The 21,433-nt window shown below is 66.6% G+C and carries 20 protein-coding genes and 1 pseudogene; 13 read left to right on the top strand and 8 right to left on the bottom strand.

Annotation, left to right across the window (positions count from 1 at the left end):
• Window positions 1–31: 31 nt before the first annotated feature.
• Both O4N75_RS16245 and O4N75_RS16240 read right to left on the bottom strand, forming a co-directional pair.
• The gene (locus O4N75_RS16245; protein WP_269626506.1) at window positions 32–277 is read right to left on the bottom strand and encodes a hypothetical protein; all 246 of its coding nucleotides are present in this window, start codon (window positions 275–277) and stop codon (window positions 32–34) included.
• A 631-nt stretch (window positions 278–908) separates the two neighbouring features.
• Window positions 909–1,924 (bottom strand): annotated as a pseudogene (locus O4N75_RS16240) (IS110 family transposase).
• A 267-nt stretch (window positions 1,925–2,191) separates the two neighbouring features.
• Between O4N75_RS16240 and O4N75_RS16235 the strand changes: the two are divergent.
• The 8 genes from O4N75_RS16235 (at window position 2,192) to O4N75_RS16200 (ending at window position 10,749) form a co-directional block, all read left to right on the top strand.
• Window positions 2,192–3,394, top strand: coding sequence for an outer membrane beta-barrel protein (locus O4N75_RS16235; RefSeq protein ID WP_269626505.1), 1,203 nt, complete (start codon window positions 2,192–2,194; stop codon window positions 3,392–3,394).
• 18 nt (window positions 3,395–3,412) lie between these two features.
• Window positions 3,413–4,270, top strand: a complete 858-nt coding sequence (locus O4N75_RS16230; RefSeq protein WP_267230390.1) for a polysaccharide biosynthesis/export family protein — start codon at window positions 3,413–3,415, stop codon at window positions 4,268–4,270.
• Window positions 4,271–4,297: 27 nt separating this feature from the next.
• Entirely contained in the window at window positions 4,298–5,641 is a 1,344-nt protein-coding gene (locus O4N75_RS16225; RefSeq protein WP_269626504.1) for a Wzz/FepE/Etk N-terminal domain-containing protein, read from the top strand.
• Between the two features lie 14 nt (window positions 5,642–5,655).
• The gene (locus tag O4N75_RS16220; RefSeq protein WP_269626503.1) at window positions 5,656–6,369 is read left to right on the top strand and encodes a CpsD/CapB family tyrosine-protein kinase; all 714 of its coding nucleotides are present in this window, start codon (window positions 5,656–5,658) and stop codon (window positions 6,367–6,369) included.
• A gap of 63 nt (window positions 6,370–6,432) precedes the next feature.
• Window positions 6,433–7,248, top strand: coding sequence for an exosortase V (gene xrtV / locus O4N75_RS16215; protein WP_269626502.1), 816 nt, complete (start codon window positions 6,433–6,435; stop codon window positions 7,246–7,248).
• Window positions 7,245–7,940, top strand: coding sequence for an exosortase-associated protein EpsI, V-type (gene epsI, locus O4N75_RS16210; protein ID WP_269626501.1), 696 nt, complete (start codon window positions 7,245–7,247; stop codon window positions 7,938–7,940). Before xrtV ends, epsI begins: the two co-directional genes overlap by 4 nt.
• A gap of 114 nt (window positions 7,941–8,054) precedes the next feature.
• Entirely contained in the window at window positions 8,055–9,230 is a 1,176-nt protein-coding gene (locus tag O4N75_RS16205) for a polysaccharide pyruvyl transferase family protein (RefSeq protein ID WP_269626500.1), read from the top strand.
• A gap of 100 nt (window positions 9,231–9,330) precedes the next feature.
• Entirely contained in the window at window positions 9,331–10,749 is a 1,419-nt protein-coding gene (locus O4N75_RS16200; protein ID WP_348649549.1) for an oligosaccharide flippase family protein, read from the top strand.
• Here the strand turns inward: O4N75_RS16200 and O4N75_RS16195 are convergent.
• The gene (locus tag O4N75_RS16195) at window positions 10,639–11,370 is read right to left on the bottom strand and encodes a hypothetical protein (RefSeq protein ID WP_269626499.1); all 732 of its coding nucleotides are present in this window, start codon (window positions 11,368–11,370) and stop codon (window positions 10,639–10,641) included. The two genes, O4N75_RS16200 and O4N75_RS16195, sit on opposite strands and share 111 nt — an antisense overlap.
• 241 nt (window positions 11,371–11,611) lie before the next feature.
• Between O4N75_RS16195 and O4N75_RS16190 the strand changes: the two genes are divergently transcribed.
• The 3 genes from O4N75_RS16190 to ccmD all read left to right on the top strand — a co-directional run bounded on the left by O4N75_RS16190 (window position 11,612) and on the right by ccmD (window position 14,274).
• Window positions 11,612–12,739, top strand: coding sequence for an AGE family epimerase/isomerase (locus O4N75_RS16190; RefSeq protein WP_269626498.1), 1,128 nt, complete (start codon window positions 11,612–11,614; stop codon window positions 12,737–12,739).
• Window positions 12,740–12,753: 14 nt separating this feature from the next.
• Complete coding sequence (locus tag O4N75_RS16185) at window positions 12,754–14,043, top strand: nucleotide sugar dehydrogenase (protein WP_269626497.1); 1,290 nt, start codon at window positions 12,754–12,756, stop codon at window positions 14,041–14,043.
• A 72-nt stretch (window positions 14,044–14,115) separates the two neighbouring features.
• On the top strand, window positions 14,116–14,274 hold the full coding sequence (gene ccmD / locus O4N75_RS16180; RefSeq protein WP_267230378.1) for a heme exporter protein CcmD: 159 nt from the start codon (window positions 14,116–14,118) through the stop codon (window positions 14,272–14,274).
• 3 nt (window positions 14,275–14,277) lie between these two features.
• Here ccmD and O4N75_RS16175 read toward each other — a convergent pair whose 3' ends face one another.
• From O4N75_RS16175 to O4N75_RS16160, 4 genes are all read right to left on the bottom strand, one after another.
• On the bottom strand, window positions 14,278–15,300 hold the full coding sequence (locus O4N75_RS16175) for an NAD-dependent epimerase (RefSeq protein WP_269626496.1): 1,023 nt from the start codon (window positions 15,298–15,300) through the stop codon (window positions 14,278–14,280).
• Between the two features lie 59 nt (window positions 15,301–15,359).
• Window positions 15,360–17,288, bottom strand: a complete 1,929-nt coding sequence (locus tag O4N75_RS16170; protein WP_269626495.1) for a nucleoside-diphosphate sugar epimerase/dehydratase — start codon at window positions 17,286–17,288, stop codon at window positions 15,360–15,362.
• Between the two features lie 217 nt (window positions 17,289–17,505).
• Window positions 17,506–18,204 carry a TorF family putative porin gene (locus O4N75_RS16165; protein ID WP_269626494.1) on the bottom strand — a complete coding sequence of 233 codons (699 nt, stop codon included), beginning with the start codon at window positions 18,202–18,204 and terminating at the stop codon, window positions 17,506–17,508.
• A gap of 236 nt (window positions 18,205–18,440) precedes the next feature.
• A complete protein-coding gene (locus O4N75_RS16160; RefSeq protein WP_269626493.1) occupies window positions 18,441–19,244 on the bottom strand; it encodes an SDR family NAD(P)-dependent oxidoreductase in 804 nt (267 codons plus the stop codon).
• A gap of 84 nt (window positions 19,245–19,328) precedes the next feature.
• On the opposite strand from O4N75_RS16160, the gene queF reads away from it, so the two are divergent.
• Window positions 19,329–19,784, top strand: coding sequence for a preQ(1) synthase (gene queF / locus O4N75_RS16155; protein ID WP_269626492.1), 456 nt, complete (start codon window positions 19,329–19,331; stop codon window positions 19,782–19,784).
• Between the two features lie 312 nt (window positions 19,785–20,096).
• Here queF and O4N75_RS16150 read toward each other — a convergent pair whose 3' ends face one another.
• The gene (locus tag O4N75_RS16150) at window positions 20,097–20,708 is read right to left on the bottom strand and encodes a nitroreductase (RefSeq protein WP_269626491.1); all 612 of its coding nucleotides are present in this window, start codon (window positions 20,706–20,708) and stop codon (window positions 20,097–20,099) included.
• A gap of 82 nt (window positions 20,709–20,790) precedes the next feature.
• Between O4N75_RS16150 and O4N75_RS16145 the strand changes: the two genes are divergently transcribed.
• Window positions 20,791–21,405 carry an NUDIX hydrolase gene (locus O4N75_RS16145; protein WP_269626490.1) on the top strand — a complete coding sequence of 205 codons (615 nt, stop codon included), beginning with the start codon at window positions 20,791–20,793 and terminating at the stop codon, window positions 21,403–21,405.
• The last annotated feature ends 28 nt before the right edge of the window (window positions 21,406–21,433 follow it).

Here is a 21,433-nt window from a genome sequence, read left to right as displayed (position 1 = left end):
GCGGCATACTCATTGTACCGGGCCGCCCCCCTTAACCCAAAGCGCGGTGGTCATTCTGCCAAGCACCGACGTTGGCCGCCGTTGGGGCGAACGCAATCTCACTGTCACGGACGATCAATTCTCGCAGTTCGTGGATACTTAGCTCCCACCACTTCGTCGCCTCGATGGCTTCGACCAACGCCGGTTCGAACCTGTCTCGTGACTTTCGCGCCGGATTGCCGACAACAATCGAATGGGAGGCGACATCATGGTTGACGATCGCACCGGCGCCAATCACCGCGCCGCGTCCAATGTGCCGACAACCTGGCAGAATGATTGCATTGTGCCCAATCTAAACATCGTCCTCTATTTCCAAACATCGTCCTCTATCAAGAGGGGCGCATTCTGAGGAAGCTCATTCAGCGCGCTTCTCAACTATGGCCGGAACAGCTCCGTGCTGGACACCGGATTCAGACTGAGCAAATGATGTGCCACGACACACAGCACCGCTAGAAAATTTTGCTTACGTGAGCAACCTCGACCTCGAGTGAGCGTCCGGCGAACCCCACCTGCTGCGGCTGCGCGCAGAGCGCTACGCTTGACGTGATGGTGTGGACGACCTCCACCCAACCGGGTTCGCTGATGTGTCGTCGATAGGGACGTCATGCGTGGACGACCTCCAAGACGCAAGGGTGAAGTGGACATTCGGCGCTCGGTCGAGTGCAGTCATGTGTTCGGCCTGTTGCTGCAGCGGTCGAAGCTGCTGGCCTTGATGAAGTCCGCGGACCGGCTCCCTAATCACGTCAACGCGCTCGAAGCGCTCTGACCCCCTGGGTTTCGCCCGTCCCCGGCTGCGGCCGGTTCGTCATCACGTCTCATCACTCTGGCGTCTACGGCAGGGATCTCTTGCGGGGGGCTCTCGCCGATCTCTAAGTCGTCGCAGGCGTATAGACCTCCTGTCGGGCCATGAGCACCCAGGCGATCCGCGCCGTCTTGTTCGCCAGTGCGACGGCGGCGGCCTTAGGCTTCTTGCGCTCAAGCAGGCCCCGGATCCCAGCGCCTCCCACGCCGCGTTGGCGGGCCATGCGAAGCACGGCCGTCGCTCCGACAACGAGCAACCGTCGCAGATAGCCATCGCCCATCTTGCTGATCCCAGCCTGCCGCTCCTTGCCGCCGCTGCTGTGAGCGCGAGGCGTGAGGCCAAGCCAGGCGGCGAACTGGCGCCAGAGCGGAAGAGTGCGGGGTCCGGCGCACTTGCGGCCATGGCGCTGGCGGTGATCGGCCCGATGCCGGGGATAGTGGCGAGCCGACGACTGGTCGCGTCCTGCCGATGCCAGTCAAGAATCTGATGCTCCAGCTGCTCGATCTCCCCTCGGAGCGTCTCCAGTTGACCCGCGAGCCCGCGAAGCGCGGTCAGGCCCAGCTCAGGCAACCGATCCCGCTCGAGGACCAAAGCCTCCAGGGCCGCGCGGACGCCGGCGGCCCCTTGCGCGGTTACAATCCGAACTCGCCCATGTGACCTCGAAGGGCGTTGATCAACATCGTCCTCTGGCGGACGAGCAAGTCACGCGTCTTGTGCAGCATCAGCACCGCCTGCTGGGCCTCGCTCTTCACGGCCACGAAGCGCATGGTCGGCCGGGTGACGGCCTCTGCGATGGCCTCCGCGTCGGCCGCGTCCGTCTTGCCACGCTTCACATAGGCCTTCACGTAGGCTGGCGGCATCAGCCGCACCTCATGCCCCGATCGCCATCAGCTGCCGACCCCAGTGATGGGCCGACGCACAGGCTTCAATGCCGACCAAACAGGGCGACAAACCCTCGAAGAAGGGGAGAACCTGGTTGCGTCGCAACTGCCTGCGCATCACCACGACGCCCGCCGCGTCGATCCCGTGCACCTGAAAGACGTTCTTCGGCAGATCCAACCCGACGACGGCGACCTCTTGCATGACCCGCTCCCTAGACGTGACGTCCCTATCGACGACACATCAGCGAACCCGGTTGGGTGGAGGTCGTCCACACCATCACGTCAAGCGTAGCGCTCTGCGCGCAGCCGCAGCAGGTGGGGTTCGCCGGACGCTCACTAGGAGGCGCTAGTTAACCGAACTGCTCATCAGCAGATTGTTCACAAACTCCGGCCTACTTTGTTAGTGCACGCGCAAATCGCGGGCGCTATCTCTCTGATGGGCTTTGGGCCCGTCAGAAGGCGTTACGAATTGGGGGGCACGCGCATGCATTACGGAAAGATCGTCTGTGGTAGTTTGCTTGGTGTCGCGGCGCTGACCACGCCCGCGCTCGCGCAGGAGACGCGTAGCGTCCAGTTCGGCGTGCAGGCCACGGTCGTGCATGACAGCAACGTCGCGCGCTCGGACGCCGCGACCGCGGCCATTCGCGGCATTCAGCGCGAAGACACGATCTTCAGCCCAGCGATCACCGCCGACGTGCTGCTGCCGCTCAGCCGCCAGTCGCTCTTTCTTCGTGGCAGCGCCGGCTACGATTTCCACGACAAGAACACCCAGCTCGATAGCGAGAATCTGGACCTCCAAGGCGGGCTCAACCTGCGCTTCGGTCCGTGTGAGGGCCAACTCGCCGCGGCGTTCAACCATGGCCAGGCCAATGTGCAGACCGTGACGCTGGTGGCTTCCGAAAACGCGATCGAAAGCAGCACTATCGGCGGAACGGTCGGCTGTACGCGCGGGACGGGCCTTGGCGTGACGGCCGCCGCCCACAAGACCTGGTCCGAGAACAGCAACGCCGTGGTGTTCCAAAATGACTCAGAGACCTGGGACGCCACCGTCGGCATGACCTATTCGCGTCCCGCCCTGGGAACGCTGACTGTCTATGCCGGCTATGCCGACACCGAATATCCGAACCGGATCCTGCCGACCTCGGCCAGCGGCTATCAGAGCACGACCCTCGGGGTTTCCTTTGAGCGCCGGATCAGCAGCCGCCTGCAGGGCGTGATCAGTTACGGCTACACGACTGTCGAGACCGACAGCCTGGTCCCCGACAGCGATTTCGAAGGATCGACCTGGGACGTCGCCTTGACCTATCGCCCGACCGAGCGGATGCGCGTCGAGGTCAGCATGGGCCGGGCGGTGATGCCCGCCAGCAGCATCGGCGGCCTCTACACCATCGCCACCTCCTACAGGTTCGCCGGCGACTACGATCTTGGCTCGCGAATTGCATTGTCGCTCGGGACGGAGTTCGTGGACAACGAAACCGACGGCTCATTCGCCGCGGTGTTCCCGGTGTTGACGGACTCTCAGAGCTACGCCGTGTTCGGGGGCGTCACGTTCGCGCAGAGCGAACGGATCCGTTGGTCCCTGACTGCGCGTTACGAGGATCGGGACGCCAACGCCCCGCAGTATACCTATGACCGGACTGTCGTCGCGCTGGCGGCGGGGGTCGCGTTTTAATCGGACCGAGGCCTGACCATGCGCAATAGCCTGCCCAAACTGATCGTCACCATCGGCGCTGCTCTCGCCGTGCCGCTGAGCGTGCAGGCGCAGACGAACAGCCCCGCGGCAGGCCCTGCCATGGCTCCGGCCGTCGCTCCGTCAGTGGCGGCGCCCGACGCACAACCGGCGCCGTCGCCTGACTACATCCTGGGGCCGGACGACGTCGTCGACGTCGAGGTTCTGGGCCGGGCGGACTTCAAGACCCGGGCGCGGATCGGCGCCGACGGCACCATCCAGCTGCCGCTGATCGGGCGCATCGCGGCCGGCGACCGCACGGCCCGTGCGCTGAGCGAGCAGGTCCGGGCGGCGCTGCAGGCGGGCGGCTACTTCGCCAGCCCGATCGTCAATGTCGAAGTGGTTTCGTATTCGAGCCGTTACGTGACGGTGCTTGGGGCGGTCACCTCGCCGGGTCTTGTCACCGTCAACCGCTCGTACCGCCTGTCGGAAATCCTGGCGCGGGTCGGCGGGGTCAACTCGTCCGGCGCCGACTACATCATCCTGCGTCCGGCCGACGGCAGCGCTGAGAAGCGCCTGCTGATCAAGGATCTGGCGACGGGCGATCCCTCGCAGGATCCGGTGGTCGCGGCGGGGGACAAGATCTTCGCCCCGCAAGCCGAGCTCTTCTACATCAGCGGCCAGGTCAATTCGCCGGGTTCCTATGCGGTAGCCACGGGCCTGACCTATCGGCTGGCGATCGCTAAGGCCGGCGGCCTCGGGCCAGCGGGCTCTGATCGGCGGCTGAAGGTCACCCGGGCCGGCGAGAAACTGAAGGTCAATCTCGACGACAAGGTCGAGCCGGGCGACGTGATCGTCATCGGCGAGCGTTTGTTCTAAGGCGGCTTTGGGGGCCGGAGACAGGCTATGAGCATTATCCAGTTCCTGCGGATCCTCTGGGCCCGGCGTTGGGTGACCATCGCCGCGACGGTCAGCTGCGTCCTCGGCGCGTTCATCGTCACCCTGATCGTCCCGCCGCGGTACTCTGCCTATTCGCGGGTCATGATGGATCTGGTGAAGCCGGACCCGGTGACCGGCCAGGTCACCGCCGCGCCGAGCTTCGCGCGCGCCTACACCAAGACCCAGATCGAGCTGATCAAGGACTATCGGGTCGCTGGCCAGGTGGTCGAAGACCTCGGCTGGCTCCAGGACCCCAACCTGATCACTCAGTACGACATGCGCGGACCGGGCGACGACCGCGACTTCCGCCGCTGGGCCGCTCAGCGCGTGATCGACGGCACCTCGGCCTCGCTGATCGAGGGCAGCAACATCCTCGAGATCAGCTACACCTCGAATTCTCCGGAATCGGCGCGCACAGTCGCCGACGCCCTGCGCAAGGCCTACATCGACACGAGCCTGGCGTTCCGCCGCGAGGGCGCGCGCCGCACCGCCGAGTGGTACGATGAGCAGACCGCGAAGGCCAAAAACGTGCTGGTCTCGGCCGAAGCGGCCAAGACCGCCTACGAAAAGCAGACCGGCATCGTGCTGCAGGACGGCGGTCCCGACATCGAAAGCGCGAAGCTGAGCGCCCTGGCCCAGGCCTCGGCCGCGTCGGCCGCGCCGGTGATCACCGGCCCGTCGGCGGCGGCGCTGCAACTGGCCCAGATCGACGCGTCGATCGCCCAGGCCTCGCGCGTGCTGGGCCCGAACCACCCCGACCTGATCGCCATGCGCCAGCAGCGCAACGTGATGGCTCAGCAGGTCGCGCAGGAGCGGTCGGCCGCAGCCGGCATGGCCGGAGCCAACGCGGTCAGCGCTGGCGCCCTGGAGCGCCAGAAGAGCAAGGTCATCGGTCAACGCGACCAGGTCGAGCGTCTGCGTCAGCTACAGGCCGAGGTCGACCTGCGCCGGGCCCAGTTTGAGAAGGCCGCCGCGCGCACCGCCGAGTTGCGCCAGGAAGCCGAGGTCGGCGAAACCAACCTGGTCCCGCTCGGCAGCGCGGTGACGCCGCAGAGCCCCAGCTTCCCCAACATGCCGCTGATCATGTTCGGCGCCCTTGGCTTTGGCCTTGGCTTCGGGGTGCTGGTGTCCCTGCTGATCGAACTGTTCGGCCGCCGCGTCCGCGGCGCTGAGGATGTCACCGCCATCATCGACGCACCGCTGTTGGCGGTGATCGCCGCCCCGCGCAAGCCGCGCACCTTCATGGGCTTCTCGCTGCCGTCCGGCGGCGGCGCCCGGGGACCGGCGCGTCGCAAGCTCGCGAACGCATGAGCAAGGAAACGCAAGTGCCTCGGACCAATGAAGCCGTCCCTGTCGGCGGCGCCTCGATCGGCGAGACGAGCTTTCCCAGGAGCGGGGAGGGCGCCTTCGCCTTCGCGCCCTCGGTCGTCAGCTTGTCCGCGCCGCACGGCGAGCAGGCCGAGGCTATCCGCACCCTGCGCACGCATATCATGGCCCAGCACGTCGACGACGGCCGTCGGGGCTTGGCGATCTGCGGCCCGAGCATTGGCGTGGGCTGCACCTTTACGGCCGTCAATTTGGCGGTGGCGCTGTCGCAGATTGGCGTCAACACCCTGCTGATCGACGGCGACCTGCGCCATCCGACCGTTCAGGATCTTATTCGCCCGGCCAAGCCGGTCATCGGCCTGCGTCAGGCGCTGAGTTCGGAAGAACCGCTGGACGGCGTCATCCAGTCGTCGGTCCTGCCGGACCTGTCGATCATGTTCTCGGGCGGCGCAGCCCCCGACGCGCAGGAACTGCTCGCCAGCGACCGTTTCAAGGACCTCGTCGACCAGCAGCTGCGCGACTTCGACATGACGATCATCGATACCCCGGCCGCCAACAGCTGCGCCGACGCGCGGCGGATCAGCACGGTCGTCGGCTATAGTCTGATCGTGGTTCGGCGAAATCGCAGCTTCATCGGCGACATGCAGGCCCTGGCCGCCCAATTGAACGAAGACCGCGCCCGCATTGTCGGCACGGTGATGAACGAAGGCTGATCAGTGGCCTCCGCGGTATCAGACAACGCGCCGCGTTCCGGCCTGGCGGTCACTGGCGCTTGGGTGATCGCGCTGGGTATGGCGCTGTTGGCGATCCCGACGATCGCCACCCTGGGTGAGCAGGTTTGGTCGAAGGAGTCCGGCGCGCACGGCCCGATCGTGCTGGTCACCGGCCTGTGGCTGCTTTGGCGCAAGCGTGACGAGATGTTGGCGGCCGCGGCTCCCGGCAGCGACTGGCTGACCATTCCGGCGATGATCGCATCGCTGGCGCTCTACATCTTCGGCCGGGCCTACGACTTCATCAGCCTTGAGGTGGTGGGGCTCTACGGCGTCGGCCTGTCGCTGCTCTACGCCTGCTTTGGTCTGCGGGTTCTGCTGACCAACTGGTTCCCGCTGTTCTATCTGGGCTTCTTGGTTCCACCGCCCGGCTGGTTCATGGACGGCATCACCGCGCCGCTGAAACTGTTCGTCTCGTTCGCGGCCACCGAAGGCCTGCAGGCCGTGGGCATTCCGGTGTTCCGGGAGGGCGTCACGCTGATGATAGGCCACTATCAGCTGCTGGTGGAGGACGCCTGCTCGGGCATGAACTCCATCACCGGACTGGTGGCGATCAGCCTGTTCTACATCTATCTGCTGCGCAATGCGTCCTGGCGCTACTCGCTGTTCCTGGTCGCTCTGGTGATCCCGATCGCCATCGTGGCCAACATCATCCGGATCGTCGTGCTGGTGCTGCTGACCTATTTCTTCGGCGACGCCGTGGCCCAGGGCTTCCTCCACATGGCGGCCGGCATCTTCCTGTTCGTCACGGCCCTGCTGCTGGTCTTCGCGGTCGACAACCTGATGTCGCGGCTGCTGAAGTTGAAGGGAGCGGCGGCATGATCGGGCGGCGCGAACTGCTGTTCCTGGGCGCCTGCGTCGGCGCCGCAGGGGTCTCGTACGGCCTCAAGCCGCGCCGGCGTCTCAGCCTGGTGAAATCGGGCGACAAGATCGAGGCGATCGTCCCGGTGCGCTTTGGCCAATGGTCGTCGGAAGACAGCGACGGTCTGGTGCAGCCGGACACCGAGGGGCTCGCCGCCACGCTCTACAGCGAGATGGTCAGCCGCATTTATCGCGACCTGGAAACCGGCGAGCAGGTCATGATGCTGATCGCTTACGGCGACACCCAGAGCGACCTGCTGCAACTGCACCGGCCGGAGTCCTGCTATCCGGCGTTGGGGTTCGAACTGCAGTCGGTGCGCGCCGGTGAAATGGCGCTGCCGGGCGGGGCCGAGCTGCCGGTGCGCCGGATCGTCGCCAAGGGTGCGGACCGGATCGAGTACGTCACCTACTGGACGCGGATGGGCGAGTACCTGCCCAAGAGCGCCGGCGACCAGCGCTCGGTGCGCCTTAAGACGGCGATGGAGGGCTATGTCCCCGACGGCGTGCTGGTGCGGTTCTCCGCGCTCGGCTCGGATCCGGAGGCGGCGTTCGCCCTGATCGACAGGTTCGTGCCCGCGCTGCTGGCCGCGACGCCGGCTTCGCGTCGCAATGCACTGATCGGGACGCAGCTGGCGAGCGCCATCAAGGCCTGATCCCGTCGGCGCCGAAGGGGGCCGGCGGCGCGACATCATCGAAGAGCGGGCGGAGACGCCCGAAGCGGCGCGCCGGATGACGCCGCCGCAGTACTGGAGTTGAGGGTTAAGGCGATGGCGGACAAGGCGATCAAGATCGGCCTGCTGTGGCACTCGCCGAATTCCGGCAACCTCGGCGTCGGCGCCCTGACGGTGGCCAACATGGCGATCGCGCGTGCGGTTGCGACGGACATGGGGCTGACCCCGCGTTTCACTATCATCGGTATGCGGGACGATGGGGCGGTATACGTGTCGCCGGCGGAGGCGGATGTCTTCGTGATGACGACCAGGACCTTGCTGGACCCGAGCGGAGCGCTCCGCGTCATCGGCGACCAGGACTGCATCCTGGACATCGGCGCCGGCGACAGCTTCGCCGACATCTACGGCCTGCGCCGCTTCATGTTCCTGTGGCTGACCAAGATGCAGGCGGTGGCCGCGCGAACGCCGCTCGTGTTGTCTCCGCAGACGATCGGCCCGTTCACGCGCTCGCCCTATCGCCAATTGGCGTCGGTGGCTCTGAAGCGGGCCGACAGCGTTCTGACCCGTGATCAGCCCTCGCTCGATGTGCTCCGTCAGCTGGCTCCGGCGGTCAAGGGGAACTTGTCTGTGGATGTGGCGTTCGCCTTGCCCTACGTCGATCGCAGCAGCGAGCGCGGGGGGGCACGCCTGCGCGTAGGCGTCAATGTGTCGGGCCTGTTGTTCAATGAGGCTGAAAGCGGCCGCAACCGCTTCGGTCTCAGCATCGACTATGCGCTCTTGATGCGCCGGTTCCTCGGCCGACTGGCGACACGTGACGACGTCGAGGTGCATCTCGTCCCCCACGCGACCGCCGAGGCCTATGCCTGGGACGACGATGGTCGGATCGCGGACAAACTTGCGACGGAATTCCCCAGCACGCTTCGAGTCGGGAACTTCACAAATCCTTCCGACGCTAAATCGTATATTTCGAGCCTGGACTTCCTTGTCGCGGGCCGGATGCATGCCTGTATCGGAGCCTTTTCCACGGGCACGCCGGTGGTGCCCGTGGCCTACAGCCGAAAGTTCAGCGGGTTATTCGGTTTGCTGGAGTACAACTGGATGATCCCCACCTCGGGCGTCGAATTGGAGGCGGCGCTTGGGTACCTGGAGGACTGCCTAGATCAGCGGCAGGAAATGGCGGCGGATATCAAGGGCGGAATGCGTGAGGTGGATAATCTGCTCGGCGTTTACAGGACGGAGTTGCGTCGGATTTTCGAGGCGGCCACGGCCTGATTGAGGCGCGAGCCGGGGCGCTGGGTGAACCCCGGCGTGAGTGCAGATGAGACGTCAGTCGCAGTGGCGGTTGGCTTGATCGAAGGTTGAGGGCGCAGTCATTCGCCAAGGCATCAGAGCATATGTCGCCGCGTCGGTCCTCGCGCAGGTGTGCTCGTTGGCGCGCTACACGATCATGGCCCGACTGCTGGGACCAGAGCAGCTTGGCCTCGCGGCGCTGCTGATCCTGACGTCATCTTTCTTCGAATCGGTCAGCGACAACGGCAGCGACCGATTCATGATCCAGGACCCCGATGGCGACAAGCCTGAGGTCCAGAAACTCGTCCAGCTGGTCTTTGTCGGGCGCGGCGTCTTCATCGCGCTCGGCCTGCTCATCGCCGCCTATCCGATGGCGAGCCTCTATCACGAGCCGGCGCTCGCCACCGGCCTGATCATGCTGGCCGCCGCGCCGTTGATCGGCGGCTGGATGCATCTTGATTTCAGGCGCGCGCAGCGGACGCACGATTTCCGGCCGGAGGCCCTGGGGATCGCGGTGGCGGAACTGGCGAGCACGGCGGCGATCATCGTCGCCGCCTATTTCACCCGCGACTTCACGGCGATTCTCTACGGCCTCATCACCCGGCCGCTGGTTCAGGTGATCATCTCCCACCTGACCGCCAAGCGCCGATACGCCATCGGATATGCCAAGGAATACGCCCAGCGGCTGGCGATGTTCGCCGGCCCGCTGGTCGTCAACGGCCTGCTGCTGTTTGTCGGCTCGCAAGGCGACCGGGTCCTGATCGGACATCAACTGGGGGTGACCGAGCTCGGTCACTATACGGCGGTCCTGTTGTTGGTCAGTTCGCCGGCCGGCATGGTGAGCCGGGTGCTGGGCGCGACGAACCTGCCCGTGATCTCCGCGGCCAGGGCCGAAGTGGGGAAACTCAAGCAGGCGGCGGACAGGCTGGCCGGGCGGGCGGTCCTGCTGGCGCTGGGCGTCGCCGCCGGGTTCGCTCTCGTGGCGCCGTTCGCCGTTGAGCTGCTGTACGGACCGGCCTTCCACCTGCCGGTCACGGTCGTCGCCCTGATCGGCATGTTGCAGTCGGTGCGGTTCATCCGCCTGTGGCCGAACAATGTGGCGCTAGGCGTCGGTGCGAGCCGCATCGTGATGAGCAACAACATCGCCCGAATGGTCGCGCTGCCCGCGGCGATCGTCGGATTCAACATCATGGGCGGGCTGCCGGGCGTGCTGGTCGGCTTTATCTTCGGCGAGTTCACGGCCCTGATCGTTGCGCTGATGCTGCTCAATCGGCATGTCGGCTTCTCAAGCTGGGACGGCTGGGACCGCGTCGCGCTGTTCGCCGCGGCCCTTGCCGTGACCTACGGCGGGGCGGCGGCGGCCGACGCCGGGCACTACGCCTATGTCGCGCTATTTGCGATGCTGCTGGCGGGCTTCGCCGCCTGGGCGGCGCTGCGCGAACGCGAAACGATCACTGAAGTGGTGGGCCTGCTGCGGACCCTCAAGCCCGCTAGCCGCTGACGCGCCCGCCTCGGCGCCAGGCTTCGAGCGCTGCGACGCTCGGATGGTTGACCATGTCGCCATGGCTCTGCACGAGCCGCCGCAGTTCGGGAGTGTCGAGCTCCCACCACCGGCTCTCCTCGATGGCCGCCGCCAGTTCGGGTTCGAACCGATCGCGGATCTTGCGCGCCGGATTGCGACCATCACCGCATAGCGGTCGACATTCTTGGTCAGGATGGCGCCGGCCCCAATCACCGCCCCGCGACCGATGAACTTGCAGCTTGGCAGAATCACGACGTTATGGGCCACCCAGACGTCGTACTCGACGATCAACGGCTCGTCCCAGGTGATGTCGGAGTCGACCACGCCGAACTTCTTCTCATGGAGCGCCGGGTGGGTGGTCAAGGCTTCCAAGGGGTGGCTGATCGGCGCGGAGCGGACGGTGCTCGCGAAGGAGCAGTAGCGTCCGATGCGGATAGGTCCAGGCATCCGCCACTGATCAAAGCATCCGTATGAGTACATGCCGACATCGATGTCGTAGCGTTCGCGGAACAGTTGGCGCAGGGCGAGGTTGTCGAACGGGCGCCGCTTCATCAGATAGAGCCTGAGCTTGAGAACGGCGGAGTTCAGCAGCCCGAGCATTTCCGAGGCGTCGAGGGTGAGAAGCGACGTCCGAAGGGGACCTGTTTAGCAGCTTCGCCCTGAGGAAAGGTTGCCAGCCGTCCGAGCGCGTCGTTTGAGGCCCGCATTTTCGCCTCAAGCTGCGCCTATCGGGCCCCGGCGCAATCGCGATGACGCGTACGCCTCGACGCGCTATCGAGGGGCTGTGAGGACAAGGTTGGAAGTGTTGAAAGTCGATTCGCCGCCGCGACGGGACGAGAGCGTGGATCCTCGGGACAAAGCCCCCTTCGAGAGCCTGGACGCCGCCGGCGCCTGGTACGACCGCTGGGTGCGGGAGGCCGCGCTGCCGCTGTGGTGGCGGAACGGCGCCGACCGCGAGCGGGGCGGCTATCACGAGGCGCTGAGCATCGCCGGAGAGCCGCGGCCGGGGCCGCGCCGCGCGCGCGTGCAAGGCCGCCAGACCTATGTGTTCGCCACCGCCGGCGCGATGGGCTGGGACGGTCCCTGGCGCGAGGCGGCCTGGTACGGAATGGACTTCTTCCTGGACCGCTATCTGCGGCCGGACGGCCTGTTCCGTACGCTTGTCGGACTGGACGGAGCGCCGCTCGACGACACCCCGATGCTCTATGATCAGGCCTTCGCCCTGCTGGGCACGGCGACCCTGCACCGGGTCGATCCGGATCGACTGGACCTGCGTCAGGTCGCGCTCGGGGTGCTGAACGGCCTGGATGCGATGCGCAATCCGGCGGGCGGCTTCACCGAGAACATCGCCTATCCCTACCAGGCCAACGCTCACATGCATCTGCTGGAAGGCGCGCTGGCCTGGGCGGAGAACGAGGGCGGCGTCTGGGACGCCATGGCTGACGAGATCGTCGAGATGGCGCTGCGGGTGTTCATCGACCCCAAGGGCGGCTTCCTGCGCGAGTTCTTCGACGCCGACTGGCGGCTGGTCGATGGAGACGACGGCCGGCTGGTGGAGCCGGGCCACCAGTTCGAGTGGGCTTGGCTGTTGGAGAAGTGGGGGCGCCTGCGCGGGCGTGAGGACGCCCTGGCCGCGGCCCGCGGCCTCTATGACGCCGGCCGGCGGGGGATCGACCCGGGCCGCCAGGTGGTCATGAACGAACTGTGGGACGACTTTTCGGTGCGCGAGGCGACGGCGCGGCTCTGGCCGCAGACCGAGCACCTGAAGGCCGAGCTGCTGTTCGGCGACGAGGCCGGCAAGATCGAGGCGGCCGAGGTGCTGCGGCGCTACCTGCGCACGCCCGCGGCGGGCGCCTGGCGCGACAAGCTTCGGCCCGATGGAACCTTTGTCGACGAGCCGGCGCCGGCCACGTCGTTCTACCATATCCTCTGCGCCTGCACGGAGCTGTTCCGGGCGACCGGACGCTAGGAGACCTATCGGCGATGCTGCAGAACCCCTTCACCCGCACGCCGGCCGCGATCGGCGTGATCGGCCTTGGTTATGTCGGGCTGCCGCTGGCGGTGGCGCTGGCCGAGAAGTACCCGGTTGTCGGGTTCGATATCGATGCCGAGCGGATCGCCGAGCTCAAGGCCGGCCACGACCGCACGCTGGAGACGTCGGCCGAGGAACTGGCCGCAGCCGGCGGTCTGACCTTTGCCGCGGACGAGGCGGCGCTGAAGGCCTGCAACGTCTTCATCGTCACGGTGCCGACCCCGATCGACCGCTACAAGCGCCCGGACCTGACCGCGCTGCTGTCGGCCAGCCGTACGGTCGGACGGGCGATCAGCCAAGGCGCGGTGGTGATCTTCGAATCCACGGTCTATCCCGGCGCGACAGAAGAAGACTGCGTGCCGGTGATCGAGCAGGTCTCGGGCCTGAAGTTCAATGCGGACTTCTTCGCAGGCTACAGCCCGGAGCGGGCCAATCCGGGCGACCGCCAGCATCGGCTGTCGACCATCATCAAGGTGACTGCGGGCTCTACGCCGCAGGCCGCGCAGTTCGTCGACGCACTGTACGGCGCGGTGGTTCAGGCCGGCACCCATCTGGCCAGCTCGATCCGCGTGGCCGAGGCGGCCAAGGTGATCGAAAACACCCAGCGCGACCTGAACATCGCGCTGATCAACGAGTTCGCGCTGATCTTCAATCGGCTGGGCATCGACACCCAGGAAGTGCTGGCCGCGGCCGGCACCAAGTGGAACTTCCTGAAGTTCACCCCCGGCCTGGTCGGGGGGCACTGCATCGGGGTCGACCCCTACTACCTGACCTCCAAGGCCGAGGACGCCGGCTATCACCCGCAGGTCATCCTGGCGGGACGTCGGATCAACGACGGCATGGGCGGCTACATCGCCCAGGAGCTGGTCAAGACCATGATCCGCCGCGAGATCCAGGTGCGCGGGGCGCGGGTGCTGGTGATGGGGCTGACCTTCAAGGAGAACTGCCCGGATCTGCGCAACACCCGGGTCATCGACATCGTCCGCGAGCTTGGCGACTACGAAATCGCGGTCGACGTCCACGAGCCCTGGGCCGATCCGGCCGAGGCCGAGGCAGAATACGGCGTCGCGCCGGTCGCGACGCTGGAGCAAGGCGCCTACGACGCTATCGTGGTCGCCGTGGCTCACAACGAGTTCAAGGCGATGGGCGTCGAGGCGATCCGTGCCTTGGGCAAGCCCGGCGCGGTGCTCTACGACGTCAAGGCGATGTTCCCGCAGGGGGCGGCGGACCTGCGGCTCTAGCGGGCCGCTTGCCAGGGCGCGGAACCCTGTTATCGACTAGACCTTCGATGCGGCGGTGAGGGACCCTACCGGATGGAACGACTTGGCCAGTTTTCCCTGCCGTTCCTGGCGGCCTGCATCATCGGCCTGATCGTCTGGTCGGTGCTCGACGAGCGTCGCGCCACGCGCGAGGCCGCCCGACGCGAGAAGGAAGAAGCGGCCGCCGCCCGCGACCGCGCCCGCGGCCGCTGATTCTCAGTTCGATCCGACGCGGTAGTAGTCGCGATACCAGTCGACGAAGTTCGACACCCCGACTTCGATGGGCGTGGAGGGGGCGTAGTCCAGCGCGGCCTTGGTGTCGGTGACGTCGGCTTCGGTGCGCGTCACGTCGCCCGGCTGCATCGGCAGCAGGTTCAGCTTGGCCTTATGACCCAGCTTCTCTTCCAGAACCTCGATGTAGCGCATCAGCTCGACCCGCTGGCTGTTGCCGAGGTTGAGGATGCGGTACGGCGCGACGCCGCTGGTGGCGGGATCGGGGGCCATCGCGTCCCAGTTCGGATCGATCTGCGCCGGGCGGTCGAGCGCGGCGACCACGCCTGAGACGATGTCGTCAACATAGGTGAAGTCGCGCTGCATCTTGCCCTGGCCGAAGACGTCGATGGGCTGGTCGTCCAGGATCGCCTTGGTGAATTTGAACAGGGCCATGTCCGGCCGGCCCCACGGACCGTAGACAGTGAAGAACCGGAAGCCGGTCGACGGGATCCCGAACAGATGGGCGTAGGAGTGGGCCATGGCCTCGTTGGCCAGCTTGGTCGCCGCATAGAGGGTGATCGGGTGCACGGCGCTGTCATGCACGGAGAACGGCAGCTTGCCGTTGGCGCCGTAGACCGAGCTGGTCGAGGCGAACACCAGGTGCTGGGCCTGCACCGCGCGGCAGCCTTCCAGGATGTTCCCGAAGCCGACGAGGTTGGCGTCCACATAGGCCGCGGGCTGTTCGAGGCTGTAGCGAACCCCGGCCTGGGCGGCCAGGTGGATCACCCGGTCGGGCTTGGCCTCGGCGAACAGCCGCGCCATGGCCTCGCGGTCGGCGAGGTCGATGAAGGCGTGCCGATAGCCTTCGCGGGCCTCGAGCCGCGCCAGCCGCGCCTGCTTCAGCGTCGGGTCGTAATAGGCGTTGAGGTTGTCCAGGCCCACCACGGTGTCGCCGCGGTCCAGCAGACGATGCGCGACATGGGAGCCAATGAAGCCGGCCGAGCCGGTGACCAGAATTATCGCCATATCGCCGGATTATACTTTCGGCGCGGCCGCGTCACGTCCGCACCGCGCCGCAGGGGGCCTCAGGCGCTCGACACCACCCGCAGGGCCGGGGTCGAGGGCTTTTCGCCTCGCACCTGGGCCACGATGTCGAACAGCTTGCTGCGCACCTGGTCGACGTCGCCGCCCTGGGCCATGGCTTCCAGCTCGATCAGGTGATTGGCGGTGATCCGCAGCGCCGAGGAGGAGACGACCTCCATGACCTTCGGCGCGCAGGGCAGGGAGCGCTCGGTCTCGTCGAGCAGCAGCTCGGTGAGCTTTTCGCCAGGACGCAGGCCCGTCACCTCGATTTCGATGTCCTTGCCCGGCACGTGACCGGACAGCGCGATCATCTGGCGGGCCAAGTCCATGATTCGCACCGGTTCGCCCATCTCCAGCAGGAACAGGCGGGCGTGCTGAGTCTCTTCGCCCTCGGCCGAGTGCGCGGTGGCGTGCAGCACCAGCTGGGCGGCCTCGGGGATGGTCATGAAGAAGCGTTCGATGTTCTCGTGCGTCACCCGAACCGGCCCGCCGCGCTCGATCTGCGAGCGGAAGATCGGCACCACCGAGCCAGCCGAGCCGAGCACGTTGCCGAACCGGACCGCCGAGAAGCGAGTGCCTTGCCCCGACTGCTGGGACTGGATGACCGCCTCGGCGAGGCGCTTGGTGGCCCCCATGACGTTCGAAGGATCGACGGCCTTGTCGGTCGAGATCAGGATCATCTGCGCCGCGCCGCAGGCGCGCGCCGCCTCGGTCACGTTCCAGGTGCCTACGACGTTGGTCAGCACGCCCTCGCAGGGATGCTGTTCGACCATCGAGACGTGTTTCAGCGCCGCGGCGTGGAACACCAGGTCGGGCTTCTCGCGCTGGAACGCCTGGTGCAGGCGGTGAGCGTTGCGCACGTCGCAGAGCACGGCGGTGCGCGACAGCTGCGGCCAGGTCTCGGACATCTCACGGTCGATCTCGAACAGCGAGGTCTCGGAGAAATCCATCACCGTGACGTGGGCGGCGCGGAACTGGGAGACCTGGCGCACCAACTCGGCGCCGATCGAGCCTCCGGCCCCGGTGATCAGGACGCGGCGGCCCTGGATCAGCGCGCCGACGGCGGCGTGATCGAGCTCGATCGGATCGCGAGCCAGCAGTTCCTCGACGCTGATCTCGCGCATCGGCAGCAGCGGCATGCCCTCGTGGTGGGCCAGTTCGACGATCGAAGGGCGGCGCAGCAGGCGGATGCCGTCGTTCTTGAGCTGGCCCAACTGGTCGGCGGTCAGGCCCTTCAAGCGGCCCGGTTCGTCGAGGAACAGGATCGCGCGCGGATAGCGGTTCCACCGGCGCAGGTCGGCCAGGGCCTCGTCCAGGTTGGCGAGGCTCTCGATGACGCAGACGCCGCGGACTTGCTGGCCGAGGTCGCGGGCGTCGGGGCTGACGATGCCGACCGGGGTCCAGGCCTGATCATGCCGGCGCGCGGCGTCGCGCAGGTAGGAGTCGGCCAGCGCCGGCGAGCCGATCAGCAGCAGCGACGGCGCGTTCGGCGCGCGGTCCTTGATGGTCTTGAGCGGGGAGAAGCTGTCGAGTGCGTGCTCGTGCATGGCGCGGCGCATCAGGCGCGCGCCCATCGAACCGCCCATCTGGAAGATCACGGCCATGGCCAGGGCCGAGCGCGGCAGGCCTTCGGCGCGATTGAGCACGAACACCAGCAGCAGGAAGACGCCAGCGGTGAGAAAGGCCGTGCGGGCCAGGACCAGGGCGTCGGGGATCGAGACGTATCGCCAGGGCGACAGCTCGCGGCGGAACAGCGTCGAAAACAGCGCGGCCAGACCGGTATAGATTCCGATCAGTTGAAGTAGCTTCAAGGCAGGAAGATCAGGATCGACAGTATCCAGGAACTGACCAGAGGACAGCAGGTACGCCAGGAAGAAACCGCCAGCTGCAATCAGGGCGTCAGCGGCGATGGTCTGAGCCCGATTGGCCATCTGCTCCATGAATCGTGCTCCGCGTCCTGTCCGAAGGTTGGCAACATAGACGCGTCAACGCGACCGTCCAATGAAACTCCAAGGCGAGGGTTTCGCTCCGTAGGAGAACGATGTTTTTTTAACCTGTGGCCGAATTCCCGCAGTAGTCGCCGGGAATAAAGCAAGAGAGCCGCCCCGTCGCCGAGGCGGCTCTCCATTTCCTCAAATCTCGCGGCTCTTAGAAGGCGGCCTTGAGGCCCAGAACGACGCGGCTCTCATAGAGGTCGCCGAAGTCGTGCTCGTTGGTGTCGTGGTAGCGCAGGTCCACGCCCAGGAAGTCGGTCAGCGCATAGCCGACGCCGAGGTTCCAGGTGGTGTAGTCGCCGTCATAGTCGACGTCCTGATGGCCGACGGCGCCCGAGACGCTGAACTTCTCCCCGATCGGGCTCGAACCGTTCAGCTCGACATAGGTCGCGTTGCCGGTGCCGCCGTAGAAGTTGTCCGACCAGAACACGGCCGCGCCGACCGTGGCCGGGCCGACCGGAACCGAGCCGGCCAGCTTGAATTCGACGAAGTCCTGGTCCGAGCCGGTCGGGGCGTTGATGTAGCCGTAGTACTGGATGCCCAGGTCGAGGGCCACCGGGCCGAGCTGCGGACGGATGCCGGCGTACAGGTCGAGTTCGAAGTCGGTGTCGTTGCCGGTGCCGAAGTCGACGTTCGACAGCCAGGTGCCGGCGTAGACCATGCCAACGGTGGCGTCGACGCCGCCGTAGATCTGCGGGCTTTCATCGGTTTGGCTGACGCCGCGCCAGACATAATCGGTGGCCGCGCCGACGTTGAACGAGAGGTCCAGCGGGCTTTCGTCCTGGGCGAAGGCGGCGCCGCTCATGGCGGCGGTGGCTGCGGCGGCCAGAAGCGCGGTGGTGAGAGTCTTCATTTGCGTTGTATCCCCATTGTTCGATCAGGCTCCAGCTGACCGTCGAGCCGAGATCGCCATGCGGCTGACCGGCAGATCAACGTGAGCGGAGCTGATCACCTGCGCTGGGTATTCGCTGTTTGATTTTTGAGCGTTAACAAACCCTGGCGCCGCGCTTTTGGGCGAATGACTGTGCCTTCGGCGCCACGGCTTGCCTGCGAGCCAGGGTTTTACCCCAGATTGCGTCTGCCTGCTGCTCAGCGCATGGCCATCGGCGCGTAGCCGAGGTGCGTGCCAGCGTCGACCAGCAGTGTCTCGCCGGTGACGTGACGTGAGCCGGGCGAGGCCAGGAACACCGCGGCGGCGGCGACGTCCTCGGCGGTCGAGGCGGCCTTCAGCGGGGTGCTGGCGGCCGCGCCCTCGCGCATCTTCTGGGCGCGTTCGGCGCCGACGCCCTTGTCGAACCAGGGCGTGTCGATGAAACCGGGACAGATCGCGTTGACGCGAATCTTCGGCGCCAGGGCGCGGGCCAGCGACAGGGTCATGGTGTTCATGGCGCCCTTCGAGGCGGCGTAGGGGACCGAGGAACCGATGCCGGCGACGCCGGCAATCGACGAGGTGTTGACCACCGCGCCCGGACGCTCGGCGGCCTCGAGCAGGGCGCGGGCGGCGCGGGTCATCTGGAAGGCGCCCACGACATTGACGCCGTAGAGGTTCAGGAAGTCCTCGGCGGACACCGCGTCGAGGTCGGCGTGGTTAGGCGCGAACTTGGTGACGCCGGCATTGTTGAACAGCGCGTCGATGCGGCCGAACGGCTCGGCCGCCGCGGCGATCTTGCGGCAGTCGGCGTCATTGGCGACATCGCCCTGCACCAGCACCGCCTGAGCGCCGTGCGCTTCGACCTGGCGGGCGGTTTCCTTGGCCTCGTCGGCGCTGCGCGCGTAGTTGATGACCACGGCCTGGGCGCCCCGGCTGGCCGTCTCCACCGCGATGGCGCGACCGAGCCCCGTCGACGCGCCGGTGATCACCACTACGAAGCCTTCGAAATCGCCGCCGGACATGGCGTTCTCCCCATTTGTCTGTTTGCTTGTTTGATAGCGGGTCGCTCGGTTGCCGCAAACCGTCCGTCGGGATAAATCCCGGCGATGGAAGAACTGCATCTGACCCAGCTGGGACGGGACATCCGGGGCTTCGACAGCCCGGAGACCGCGGTCCTCGAGCGCGTCCCCAATCCGCAGAGCGACACGCTCTATCTGGCGCGGTTCACGGCGCCTGAATTCACCTCGCTCTGCCCAGTGACCGGCCAGCCCGATTTCGCGCATCTGGTCATCGACTACGCGCCTGGGGACTGGCTGATCGAATCGAAGTCCTTGAAGCTGTACCTCGGTTCGTTTCGCAACCATGGCGCGTTTCACGAGGACTGCACGGTCGCCATTGGGCGCAAGATCGTCGAGATCGCCGCGCCGCGCTGGCTGCGCATCGGCGGCTATTGGTTTCCGCGTGGTGGGATTCCGATCGACGTTTTCTGGCAAAGCGGCCCCGCACCGGAAGGCCTTTGGGTTCCCGATCAGGGTGTCGCTACGTATCGCGGGCGGGGCTGACCAGCATCCTTGGATGCTCGGGGCCGGGTAATCTTGGTCCGGACGGTTGACGGATATGGATAGGTCCGCCGTCGGACAGTATTCATTCCGCTGAATACATCGCATTGGCCGTAGATTTGGCGGCTCTTGAACCTGCAGCCGCCTCAGGCCGCGGGGCCGACGGGCGCGATTGACTAGCGGGTCGGTCCGCCGCGTGATATAGGAACCGTGCCCATCTCTCCTCGGGCGTGTCACATCAGGCCGGGCAGCGGGCCATCGCTGTCCGGCCGCCGTGATTCTTGGGCCCCGCGTCTCCGGCGCGGCGCCGTCGGTCTACGGTTTCCAGACCGAAGTCAGCGCAGCGCTGTCGGGCCGTTCGCGTTCCATCGGCGGTTCCTTCGCCGTCCCGATGAAGATGAAGCCCGCGACGTTCTCTCCCGCATTGAGCCCCAGGACAGCCTTGGCCTCGGCGTCATAGGCGTACCAATCGGTGATCCAGTTGGCGCCATAGCCGAGCGCTTGGGCGGCGTAGAGCAGTCCGGTGCAGACCGCGCCGGCCGACAGCACCTGTTCCCATTCCGGAATCTCGTGGGCGCGCGGCGCCGACACCACCGCAATCCCCAGGGGCGGCGTCTTCAGCTTGGCCAGTTTTGCGGCCGCCCGCGCGTCGCCGCGCCCTTGGGCCAACGCCTCCAGGCGAGCGGCGTAGGCGGCCTTGTTCTCGCCGCGCAGCACGATGAAGCGCCACGGCGCCAGCTTGCCGTGGTCGGGCGCACGGGCCGCCAGCCGAATCAGCGCGGCGACGTCGTCGTCGCCCGGCGCAGGCTCGGCCAGGGTGACTGCGGAGGCTGAGCGGCGGGTGGCCAGAAAGCTCAGCAGCTCGGGGCAGGGGGGCTGGTCGACCGGAGCGCCGAACGACGGGGCGTCGGGAAGTGCGATGGACAAGACGGGCTTCTCGCTGGGATGAGTGATCGTCACGGGCCTTTATTGGGGGCCGCGGGCGTGAACTGCAAGGTTAGTTGAGAATATGTCGCAAAAACCGGCGTGGCTGACCGAGCATGGAAAGCCCTGGCTTCGTGGCGAATCCAAGGTCGCCTACGAGAATCCCTGGATCAGGATCACCGAGCACGACGCCACGGCGCCGACCGGTGCGGCCGCATTCTACGGCGTGGTCGGGTTCAAGAACTACGCCCTGGCGGTGTTGCCGATCGACGGGGACGGCGCGGTGGTGCTGGTCGGGCAGCACCGGTTCCCATTCGCCGACTATAGCTGGGAGATTCCGGAAGGCGGCGGCCCGAAGGACGAGGACCCGCTTGCGGGGGCGCAGCGCGAGCTGGCCGAGGAGGCCGACCTGGCCGCGGGCAAATGGCGCGAGATCCTTCGTGTGCAGCTGTCCAACTCGGTCACGGACGAACTGGCGATCGGATACCTCGCGACCGATCTGCGTCCGGCCTCCGGGACTGTTCACGCCGACGACACTGAGGACATCGCCATGGTCCGGGTTCCGTTCCGCGAGGCGTTGCAGGCGGCGATCGACGGCCACATCCGCGACGCCTTAACGGTTGCCATGCTGCTTCGGGCATACCACATGGCCCAGGAAGGGCTTTTGTCGGCGCCGCTCGCGCGCGCCATGCTAGGATAGGGGACCGCCTTTGGGACGGGAGGAGCCT

Origin of the sequence: Phenylobacterium sp. NIBR 498073, assembly GCF_027286305.1 — a bacterium.
Lineage (GTDB): Bacteria > Pseudomonadota > Alphaproteobacteria > Caulobacterales > Caulobacteraceae > Phenylobacterium.
The sequence above is the reverse complement of the archived record's forward strand: the minus strand, read 5'-3'. Positions and strand labels throughout refer to the sequence as shown.

What these genes read in the sequence shown, in the direction of transcription:
- O4N75_RS16230 (WP_267230390.1), top strand. Translation starts at nt 3,413, where the DNA reads ATGCGCAATAGCCTGCCCAAACTGATCGTCACCATCGGCGCTGCTCTC.
- O4N75_RS16225 (WP_269626504.1), top strand. Translation starts at nt 4,298, where the DNA reads ATGAGCATTATCCAGTTCCTGCGGATCCTCTGGGCCCGGCGTTGGGTG.
- epsI (WP_269626501.1), top strand. Translation starts at nt 7,245, where the DNA reads ATGATCGGGCGGCGCGAACTGCTGTTCCTGGGCGCCTGCGTCGGCGCC.
- O4N75_RS16205 (WP_269626500.1), top strand. Translation starts at nt 8,055, where the DNA reads ATGGCGGACAAGGCGATCAAGATCGGCCTGCTGTGGCACTCGCCGAAT.
- O4N75_RS16195 (WP_269626499.1), bottom strand. Translation starts at nt 11,370, where the DNA reads ATGCTCGGGCTGCTGAACTCCGCCGTTCTCAAGCTCAGGCTCTATCTG.
- O4N75_RS16185 (WP_269626497.1), top strand. Translation starts at nt 12,754, where the DNA reads ATGCTGCAGAACCCCTTCACCCGCACGCCGGCCGCGATCGGCGTGATC.
- ccmD (WP_267230378.1), top strand. Translation starts at nt 14,116, where the DNA reads ATGGAACGACTTGGCCAGTTTTCCCTGCCGTTCCTGGCGGCCTGCATC.
- O4N75_RS16175 (WP_269626496.1), bottom strand. Translation starts at nt 15,300, where the DNA reads ATGGCGATAATTCTGGTCACCGGCTCGGCCGGCTTCATTGGCTCCCAT.
- O4N75_RS16170 (WP_269626495.1), bottom strand. Translation starts at nt 17,288, where the DNA reads ATGGCCAATCGGGCTCAGACCATCGCCGCTGACGCCCTGATTGCAGCT.
- O4N75_RS16165 (WP_269626494.1), bottom strand. Translation starts at nt 18,204, where the DNA reads ATGAAGACTCTCACCACCGCGCTTCTGGCCGCCGCAGCCACCGCCGCC.
- O4N75_RS16160 (WP_269626493.1), bottom strand. Translation starts at nt 19,244, where the DNA reads ATGTCCGGCGGCGATTTCGAAGGCTTCGTAGTGGTGATCACCGGCGCG.
- queF (WP_269626492.1), top strand. Translation starts at nt 19,329, where the DNA reads ATGGAAGAACTGCATCTGACCCAGCTGGGACGGGACATCCGGGGCTTC.
- O4N75_RS16145 (WP_269626490.1), top strand. Translation starts at nt 20,791, where the DNA reads ATGTCGCAAAAACCGGCGTGGCTGACCGAGCATGGAAAGCCCTGGCTT.